This is a genomic window from Bacteriovorax sp. DB6_IX (genome assembly GCF_000447775.1).
GTDB lineage: Bacteria > Bdellovibrionota > Bacteriovoracia > Bacteriovoracales > Bacteriovoracaceae > Halobacteriovorax_A.
Genome location: NZ_AUNJ01000434.1, coordinates 1 through 8,923, shown reverse-complemented (window position 1 = coordinate 8,923; position 8,923 = coordinate 1). Strand labels below are relative to the sequence as shown.

Here is an 8,923-nt window from a genome sequence, read left to right as displayed (position 1 = left end):
TTTAAGTCTTCCTAGGAAATATTGTCTATCAACTTCTTTTCTTTGATTAGTTTTTAAACCCATTAGAATTTCAATCTCTCTAAACTGAACGCTCTGGAAACCTGAGGCCGGAACAAGAAGATCTCTGAACTCTAGAAAGTCCATCGGAGTCATTGACTCCATAACATCGAGTTGATCAATGAGTACGCCTTGAATTTTTTTTATTCTTTCTAAACGATGAACCACCGTCGAGAGCTGAGACTCTTCAACTTTAGAGTTATCAAAAATTTCTCGAACAGAATGTAGCTCGTGGAGAATTTGTTTAAACCACAATTCGTATACTTGGTGCACAATGATAAACAAAGTTTCATCATGAGCTTCATTTCCGATTTTTTTCGATTTAGGGTTTTGAGAATCCAACAGCTTATCAAGCTCAAGGTATTCCCCATAGTAGACAGGCTCATTTATATTATGCATATTGTACCCCTCAGATACACAAAATAAGGTTATAAAATGACTATTGATAAGCAACAAAAGTACCAGAAATCTCTCATGATTGTCATCTTTACTGTCTTCTCACTGATAGCTGTAGGTGGACTAGTAAGAAGTACTGGCTCAGGTATGGGTTGTCCTGATTGGCCGAAGTGCTTTGGACAGTTTATCCCTCCGACTGACATTTCTCAGTTACCGGTTGATTACAAAGAACAATTTGCTGTTTCGGGTAGGGTGATTGCAGACTTTTCTCCAGTAAAAACGTGGATTGAATATATCAATAGATTATTTGGTGTTTGGACGGGGATTGCTGTTTTGATCCTCAGTTATTTCTCATTTGCTTATAAATCTGAAAAACCAAGAATTTTTTGGGGCAGTCAGTTGGCATTATTTCTTGTCATTTTAAATGGTTGGCTAGGTTCGAAAGTTGTTGCGACCCATTTAGAGCCAGGAGTAATAACGGCTCATATGATTTTAGCAATACTCTTAATTTTTGTTCTTCAGCACTTAAAGCATATTTCTATTAAGCTCGAGAGAATTAAGACAGTAGATAGTCTTAAGAAGTATAAGAGTATCTTGTGGGTGATGCTGATCTTAACCTTTATTCAAGTTATTTTAGGTACACAGGTCAGAGAACAAATCGATCATATTACAAATCTAGAACCGAATTTAGCTAAATCAAATTGGGTAGATAGATTAGATTATGTTTTCTATATCCACAGAACTTTTTCGGCCGTAATTTTAATCGGAGTGGTTAGCCTACTTAAGAAATTAATGCAGGATTATAAGGACACGTTAGTTGTTCAAAAACTTTGTATATCAATAGCGCTTGTTTTGATAGGTGAAATTGCCGGGGGTGCTATTCTTGCATATTTCTCATTTCCAGCGATCGTTCAGCCGATACATTTGCTACTTTCTGTATTTTTAATGAGTTATATGTATGAACTGATTGTAGTTCTTTCAAAAGCTCAGCCTGAATCCCTATAGTATTGGACGTTTTATAGTCCCAAAGGTATAAGGCGATAAACTAAAATGGAACTAACGTAGTGTTGAGAACAGCGGCAGCGATAAATATCGTTCTAACATTCATATTAATTGTCTTAGGAGCAATCGTTCAGTCAGATTCACTTGGACTAGAGTGTCTAAGTTGGCCCATTTGCTATGATACAAAGCAAACAGTCGTTCTAACGAGCTACTCGATGCTCCATCGTATAGTTGCCTTTTTGGTTGTTCTTATCAATATATTCTTATTAATCAAAACTCCTAAAGAAGATATAGCTCAACGAAAATACCTGAGATTTGGTCTGATTATTCTTATTGTTCAGTCAATCCTTGGTGCCCTTAATGTTGTTTATAATTTCCCTACGATTATGTCAGTTTTCCACCTCTTCTTAAGTGTGGCCTATATTATCGCTTTTGCTCACTTTCTCTTTCCAGATGAAGGATATGAAAAGTTTGAAGCTAGCCTCTACAAGAGCAAGGGAAAAGATTTTGTTAATATTTTAATCCTCATGGGAGTAGGTCAATTTTTCCTTGGGGGAATTTTAAAGAATACTGTTGCAAGGCCACTATGCCATGCTGGACAGGGGATTAAGCTTCTTTGTGAGAATGCGGCTGGAGAGTTGTCTTATTGGCCTGTAACACTAGCTGGAAAGCTTCAAGCCCTACATTATTATAATGGGATCGCAATTGCTGTGGTTTTTATTACTATGGCAATCTATTGTTTTTCAATGTTGCGATACGCTTTTGAATTTAAAAATAAAAGACTAGCAGGTCTTCTCTTGACCATCATTCTTCTAGGAGCTAATCATTGGATTGGTATTCATAGAATGCTTGCTATCGAAGCTTCGAAGATACCAAGTATACTTCATATGATTTATGCGATCTTGATTCTCATTACTTTATTTGCGTTGAGATTTTGGTTCAAAAAAACTGAACTTGCTACATTTGGAGTTGAGAAACCAACCGTTTTAGGGGATATGTTTGAATTAACGAAACCAAGACTTGGTCTTCTCGTTATTGCAACAATTGTTTCTGGTATTCTTCTCACTGGTAAATTTATTGATTTCTTCTATCTGTCTTTCGCATTATTTCTTTCAGCTTTAGTTGTTGCTTCTGCGACAACACTAAATTGTTGGATGGAAAAGGAAGTTGATGCGAAAATGGAGAGAACAAAGGATCGAGCGCTTCCATCTGGAAGGCTAAGTCCGACAATTGCCCTTATTCAAGGTCTTGTTCTCATAGGTGTTTCGATTCCACTACTTGTTGTCTATGTCAATGTTGATACGGCAATTCTAGGTTTTGTGGCCTTTGCACTTTATCTATTTGCCTACACACCAATGAAGAGGAAAAGCCCATTAGCTCTTTATGTTGGAGCGATTCCTGGTGCAATTCCACCGGTAATGGGAAGAACAATTGTAGTTGGTCATATCGATACTTTTGGTTGGATTCTTTTTGCTGTTCTCTTTATTTGGCAACTTCCGCATTTCATGGCCATCTCTATTTATCACAATGATGATTATATGACTGGTGGCATCAAAGTTTACTCTCATGTTTTAAGCGAAAAAGTTTTAAAAATATTAATACTACTTTTGACAATTGTTTTGGCAGCAGTATCGGTACTACCGTACTTCTATCAACTATCGTCATTTAGCTATTTGATTGCCTCAAGCGTGTTGGGGATTGCCTTTACGCTTCAGAGTGTAATGGGATTCTTCACAAAATCTGAAGAAAAATACATTGCTTGGGCGCGTCAATATTTTTGGGGTTCAATTATCTACCTGCCTTTACTCATGGCGGCAATGATTTTCCTTAGCTAAATCGTAGTAAATGTATTAAAAAGAAGTTAAAATTTTAAACTGTAACTAATTGCATAAATACAAGATTTCAATAGAAGGGAAGGTTCTAATGGGATTTATTACACCATTTTTATCTGCTTCAGTTGCTCAAGCAGCTGATAAGCAACTAGGTTTTTGGGGAAGGCTTTGGAATATGATGAAGCCACCTGAGGACATTTCTGTTCATGGTAACCTAATTGACTGGTTATTCGGGTACACAACTTACATGAACATCTTTTTCTTTGTTCTCGTTTGTGTCGGGCTATTTGGTTTTTCTTGGGCTTATAGAGCATCAAGACACCCAAAGGCTTATTACACTTATGGGAATAAAAAGATTCACGTTATCGTGGCAACTATTATTGGTCTATCAGTATTCATTGGTATTGATATGAACATTACTAGAATGTCTAACGATGACTTTGTTGGCGTTTTCACAAATTGGCCAACAGAGAAGGACAAACCTGTCCGTATTCAGGCGCTTGGTCAGCAATGGGCATGGCACTTTAGATACGCTGGTAAGGATGGTCTTTTCAACACTGAGGATGATGTTGTTCAATTAAATGATCTACGTCTTCCAATTGACAGAAAAGTAATCATTCAAGTTCTTTCAAAAGATGTTATCCATTCACTTTACTTTCCAAATGCGAGAAGAAAAGTTGATGCGATTCCAGGACGTCTAACAAGACTATGGTTCCAACCAACTAAGGCTGGTAACTGGGATATCGCTTGTGCAGAGATGTGTGGAACTTACCACTACAGAATGAAAGCACACCTAACAACTTATTCTCCAGAGGACTATGCAGCTTGGCTTTCAGAAGCTCAAGCAAAGGCCCTTGAGGAGAATGACATTGAAAACCCTGAGTTATTCTGGGGTTGGAAATGGCAATGGTAATTAAGAAGTAATTTAGGAGAATATACAATGGCGTTTTTTGAACAGCACATTCATTCAGAGCCAAAAACTTTTTTATCGAAGTATATCTTTTCTTACGATCACAAAGTTATTGGTAAGCAATTTCTATGGTACGGAATTCTTTTTCTAGGTATCGGTGGAATTATGGCACTAATGATTCGTTGGACTCTTGCTTTTCCAGGGCAAGCATTCCCAATCATTGGTAACTTCCTTTTCCCTGAAACTGGTGGAGTAGTTCCTCCTGATACGTACGCGATGCTATTTACTATGCACGGTACGATTATGATTTTCTATGCAATCACACCGATTTTAATTGGGGCATTTGGAAACTTCCTCATTCCTCTTCAGATTGGTGCGAGAGATATGGTTTTCCCTTTACTTAATATGCTTTCTTTTTGGTTAGCATTTGTGTCAGGGGTTATCCTTCTTGCTTCATTATTTACTCCTCTTGGGGCCGCTGCTGGTGGTTGGACTTCATACCCAACGCTATCAACTCTAATTGGATCTCCAGGGGCAGGGCAAACTCTTTGGACGCTTGCACTTTTCATTTTAGGTATCTCTTCAACAATGGGTGCTGTTAACTACATCACAACTATCATTGTTCTAAGAGCACCGGGAATGGGATACTTTGACATGCCTCTTTCTGTTTGGGGTCTAGGTCTAACAGCTATTCTAAATGCAATCTTCCTTCCAGTTCTTGGGGCAGGTCTTCTACTTCTGATTTTTGACAGAGTTTTTGGAACGACTTTCTTCCTTGCTGGAGCAGCTGCAACTTCTGGTACAGGTGACCCAATTTTATTCCAACACGTTTTTTGGATTTTTGGACACCCTGAAGTTTATATCCTTATTCTTCCTGCTTGGGGGATTGTATCTGACTTACTTTCTTTCTTTGCTAGAAAACCTGCATTTGGTGCGAAAGCGACAGCTCTTGCTATGACATCTATTACAATTCTTTCAACAGTTGTATATGGTCACCACATGTATACGACTCAAATGAGTCCACTACTTACACAATCATTTATGACTCTAACGATGACAATTTCTATCCCATCAGCGATTTTCTTCGCTAACTGGTTAGGAACAATTTGGAAGGGGTCGATTAAATTTCCAACTCCAATGATTTTCTCTCTGGGTGTTGTATTCGTATTCGGTCTTGGTGGACTAACAGGTCTTTACCTTGCAACTGTAACGACTGACCTCTACCTACACGATACATACTTTGTTGTTGGGCACTTCCACTACACGATGGCAGCTTCTGTTCTTCTTGGTGGTTATGCAGCAGTTTATTTCTGGATGCCAAAAATGTTCGGAAAAATGCTAAACGAGACTCTAGGACATATCCACTTCTGGTTAACTTTCTTAGGTCTTAATGGTGTTTTCATGGGAATGATGATCGTAGGTTATGCAGGTATGCACAGACGTATCTATAACCCATTCGTATATGAGTTCCTTGAAAGACTAATTCCAATGAACACTTTTGTAACTTACTCAGCACTTCTTATGGGTGTTGCTCAATTCTTCTTCGTGATCAACTTTGTATACACAATTTTCTTCAAGAAAGAGAAAGCATCTGACAACCCTTGGGAAGTTGGAACTCTTGAGTGGACAATTCCTTCACCAGCTCCAGTTTACAACTTTAAGGAAATTCCTGTTGTAAAATGTGGACCACACGAATTTGGAAACCCAAATTTAACTGGTGATAGAGACTTCCAATACCAAACGGAAGAATTAGTTTAAGGTAAATTAGATTTTTAAGTTATGAATAAAGCATTAGAAGCAAATCAAATACAAGGTAAGCAAGCAGTACATGCCGTCGGTATGACGGTACTGCTTGTTTCTTTTGCTATGCTCTTTGCGACTCTCTTGTTGGGCTACATTGTCTTCAGGCTAACGACTGATACATGGCCACCACAGGGTCTTGCTAGAATCCCTTTAACTCTTCCAACAATTAGTACCCTAATTATTGGAGTGAGCTCGGTTTTCTTTATGAATTTCGAAAAGGCTTTTATGACAAACCAATTGGGGAAAATGAGAGCATTCTTTGGTTTAACTATGGGCCTCGGTCTTGGTTTTATGCTTGTTCAACTTGAATTATGGAATTCGATGAAAGAGATGGGACTATGGGTCTCAGGTGGAGCTTATCCATCATTATTTTATTCTCTAACTTGGATTCACGCCGCCCATATCGTTATGGCCCTTGTCTCACTTCTGTTTCTCGTACCTAGACTATTTGAAGGGTATGATATGGACAGAATTACTTGGGTTCAAAATGTTGGAAAGTTTTGGCACTTTCTTGGGTTGGTATGGTTTGTAATGTATATCGTAATGTTTGTTTATTAATAGAGGATAACTATGAAAAGAACGTGGCTAACTTTAACATCGATCTTTGTTCTATTAAGTTTTGTTTCTTGTTCTGAGAACCACTTTAGAGAAGACAAGGTTTTCGCTGGTGGACTTTATGTTAAGAAAGTAGATCTTAATAAGGGAAAACAGATTTACACTGAATTCTGTATGCCATGTCACGGTGTAGATGGTGACGGTAAAGGTGTAGCAGCTAAAGCAATGAAAGTACCACCAAGAGATTTTACTGCTGGTGTATTTAAATTTGGTGAAGTTGTAGCTGGTGAACTACCACATGATAAGCATCTTTATAAAATTTTAGAAAAAGGTCTACATGGAACAGCGATGCTTCCATGGGATTTAACTGAACAACAAATGTATCAAGTTGTTCAATATATCAAAACTTTTGCTCCTCAAGTTTGGGAAGGAAAAGATAAGAAATTAGGTGAGCAAATTGTTGTGTCTAAAAACCCTTACGGGCCGGCACACAAGCAAGCTGCTATTGAAGCTGGTAAGAAAGTTTACCACGGTGAAGCTGCATGTTGGTCATGTCATAAGGCATATGTTCCAAAAGCTGAACTTGCTAAGCTTGCAGATATGAGTGTTTCAGATATCACTGATGATGCTTATCAAATAAAGCTACAAGAAACAGAGTGGGGATTTAAAAACATTCCGCCTGATTTTACATGGCACTCTGTAAGATCTGCTGAAACTGTAGAAGAGCTATTTGTAAGACTTTCTGCAGGTGTTGGTGGAACTGCTATGCCAAGCTGGAAAGGGACAATTACAGATGAACAAATCTGGGCTCTTTCTCACTATGTTAAATACCTAATGGATTTAAAAGATACTCCTGAAAGAAAAGCTTTCATGAAAGGTCTTAAATAATTTATTGAGGAAAATATGGCAGCTGTAGGAATCAGAAGATCAAATACATTCATCGAGAAACTTGTGACAAACAAGTTCTTCTGGATCGTATTTATGATTTTTACATTCTCTTATCCGATCATTAGATCAGTTAATAGAGAGCTGCCACCGCCACTTCCTGTGCTAAAGAAGCTTCCAGAGTTTTCTTTAGTAAATGGTTTTAATAAGCCATATGGTTCAAATGACCTAAAAGGAAGAGCGTATATTGCTAACTTTATCTTTACGACTTGTCCGTCTTCTTGCCTAAGGTTAACTAAGGAAATGGAAAAGATTCAAAAGAGAATTAGAGGTTTAGGGCAAAAAGTTGCTCTAGTTTCGTTCACTGTTGATCCCATTACAGATAAACCTGAGGTACTATATAAGTACGCTAGAAAAAGAAGGGCCAATCCACATATTTGGACTTTCTTAACTGGTGAAAAAGAAGCGATGAAAAAAGTCGTTATCGATGGCTTCGAAGTTCCAATGGGTGAAAGAGAAGAGTCGGAGATGTTGTTAGAGGGTGAGACAATCACAATGTTTGATATTGCTCACACCGAAAAGTTTGCTCTTGTTGATTATGATGGAAATATCAGAGGTTATTATGATTCTACAAAAGATGGAATCAACCAACTTATGATCGACATCGGTTTATTAATGAATAGAAAAGAATTTGCGAGAAACTAATCGCTTAGAGAGATAAGGAGAGTCAGATGTCAGATACTGCTCATCACAGTCATAAAAAACTTTACTGGGGTATATTTTTTGCTCTTGCTGTTTTAACAGGTCTTGAACTTTTAATTCCAGGTCTAGAAGGTGTAAGCTATGCAATTAAAGCAAGTTCACTTATTGGGCTAGCACTTGGTAAGGCCTTTCTAGTTGCATACTTTTATATGCACCTAAATGAAGAAAAAGGTTGGCTAAAATTTATTGCAGCTATTCCTTGTTCTGCAGGTGTTTATGCTGCTGTTGTTATTCTAGAATCAATGTTTAGATAAGAAACATATCCAGGGAGAGGAATATGTCGAACAATACGAATACACAAACTAATACGCAAACGACTACAATTTCAGAAAATGTTGCTCCTATTAAAGGGGGACAGCCACAATTTAAAACTTGGTGGATCATTGTAGGACTTATTTTTGCATTATTCCTATTAAAATCTTTTATCTATATCAAAGATAAGAAAAGACATGGAAAATAAAAAAAGCGGGTTTCATAACCCGCTTTTTTTTATTCAATATACTCAATACTTATAATCTTATCTTTTTCTTTTATCTTATCCAATAATTCCAATCCATCTACAACCTGTGCAAAGACAGTGTATTTTTCATCTAAATGAGGAAGTGTTGCTAAAGAAATATAGAACTGCGAATCAGCACTATCTACATCTGTTTTCTTGCGGGCCATGGCAATAGTCCCTCTTATATGTTGTAGTTTATTAAATTCCGCTTTGAGTAGTTGG

Annotated in this window: 11 protein-coding genes; 9 read left to right on the top strand and 2 right to left on the bottom strand. The window is 37.5% G+C overall.

Going from position 1 to position 8,923, the window contains the following annotated elements; all coding sequences use genetic code 11:
* The coding region (locus tag M901_RS13490; RefSeq protein WP_021278758.1) for a tryptophan 2,3-dioxygenase family protein at positions 1-456 on the bottom strand (456 nt) is incomplete at its 3' end.
* Between the two features lie 36 nt (positions 457-492).
* Here M901_RS13490 and M901_RS13485 point away from each other — a divergent pair.
* From M901_RS13485 to M901_RS13445, 9 genes are all read left to right on the top strand, one after another.
* Entirely contained in the window at positions 493-1,458 is a 966-nt protein-coding gene (locus M901_RS13485) for a heme A synthase (protein ID WP_021278751.1), read from the top strand.
* 59 nt (positions 1,459-1,517) lie between these two features.
* On the top strand, positions 1,518-3,290 hold the full coding sequence (gene cyoE, locus M901_RS16750; RefSeq protein WP_053335882.1) for a heme o synthase: 1,773 nt from the start codon (positions 1,518-1,520) through the stop codon (positions 3,288-3,290).
* An 88-nt stretch (positions 3,291-3,378) separates the two neighbouring features.
* Positions 3,379-4,200 (top strand): cytochrome c oxidase subunit II, encoded by an 822-nt coding sequence (locus M901_RS13475; protein ID WP_021278750.1) that lies wholly within the window; start codon positions 3,379-3,381, stop codon positions 4,198-4,200.
* 27 nt (positions 4,201-4,227) lie between these two features.
* Positions 4,228-5,955, top strand: coding sequence for a cbb3-type cytochrome c oxidase subunit I (locus tag M901_RS13470; RefSeq protein ID WP_021278760.1), 1,728 nt, complete (start codon positions 4,228-4,230; stop codon positions 5,953-5,955).
* 21 nt (positions 5,956-5,976) lie between these two features.
* Positions 5,977-6,558 (top strand): cytochrome c oxidase subunit 3, encoded by a 582-nt coding sequence (locus tag M901_RS16745; RefSeq protein ID WP_021278757.1) that lies wholly within the window; start codon positions 5,977-5,979, stop codon positions 6,556-6,558.
* Positions 6,559-6,570: 12 nt separating this feature from the next.
* Positions 6,571-7,443 (top strand): c-type cytochrome, encoded by an 873-nt coding sequence (locus tag M901_RS13460; protein WP_021278756.1) that lies wholly within the window; start codon positions 6,571-6,573, stop codon positions 7,441-7,443.
* Positions 7,444-7,458: 15 nt separating this feature from the next.
* Positions 7,459-8,145 (top strand): SCO family protein, encoded by a 687-nt coding sequence (locus M901_RS13455; RefSeq protein WP_021278752.1) that lies wholly within the window; start codon positions 7,459-7,461, stop codon positions 8,143-8,145.
* Positions 8,146-8,171: 26 nt separating this feature from the next.
* Entirely contained in the window at positions 8,172-8,456 is a 285-nt protein-coding gene (locus M901_RS13450; RefSeq protein WP_021278753.1) for a cytochrome C oxidase subunit IV family protein, read from the top strand.
* 23 nt (positions 8,457-8,479) lie between these two features.
* Positions 8,480-8,662: a hypothetical protein gene (locus M901_RS13445; protein ID WP_021278755.1), complete on the top strand. Its 183-nt coding sequence runs from the start codon at positions 8,480-8,482 to the stop codon at positions 8,660-8,662.
* Between the two features lie 29 nt (positions 8,663-8,691).
* Here M901_RS13445 and M901_RS13440 read toward each other — a convergent pair.
* Positions 8,692-8,923, bottom strand: a 232-nt coding sequence (locus tag M901_RS13440; protein WP_021278759.1) for a peptidylprolyl isomerase, incomplete at its 5' end; no start/stop codon positions are given.

What these genes read in the sequence shown, in the direction of transcription:
- M901_RS13485 (WP_021278751.1), top strand. Translation starts at nt 493, where the DNA reads ATGACTATTGATAAGCAACAAAAGTACCAGAAATCTCTCATGATTGTC.
- M901_RS13475 (WP_021278750.1), top strand. Translation starts at nt 3,379, where the DNA reads ATGGGATTTATTACACCATTTTTATCTGCTTCAGTTGCTCAAGCAGCT.
- M901_RS13470 (WP_021278760.1), top strand. Translation starts at nt 4,228, where the DNA reads ATGGCGTTTTTTGAACAGCACATTCATTCAGAGCCAAAAACTTTTTTA.
- M901_RS16745 (WP_021278757.1), top strand. Translation starts at nt 5,977, where the DNA reads ATGAATAAAGCATTAGAAGCAAATCAAATACAAGGTAAGCAAGCAGTA.
- M901_RS13460 (WP_021278756.1), top strand. Translation starts at nt 6,571, where the DNA reads ATGAAAAGAACGTGGCTAACTTTAACATCGATCTTTGTTCTATTAAGT.
- M901_RS13455 (WP_021278752.1), top strand. Translation starts at nt 7,459, where the DNA reads ATGGCAGCTGTAGGAATCAGAAGATCAAATACATTCATCGAGAAACTT.
- M901_RS13450 (WP_021278753.1), top strand. Translation starts at nt 8,172, where the DNA reads ATGTCAGATACTGCTCATCACAGTCATAAAAAACTTTACTGGGGTATA.
- M901_RS13445 (WP_021278755.1), top strand. Translation starts at nt 8,480, where the DNA reads ATGTCGAACAATACGAATACACAAACTAATACGCAAACGACTACAATT.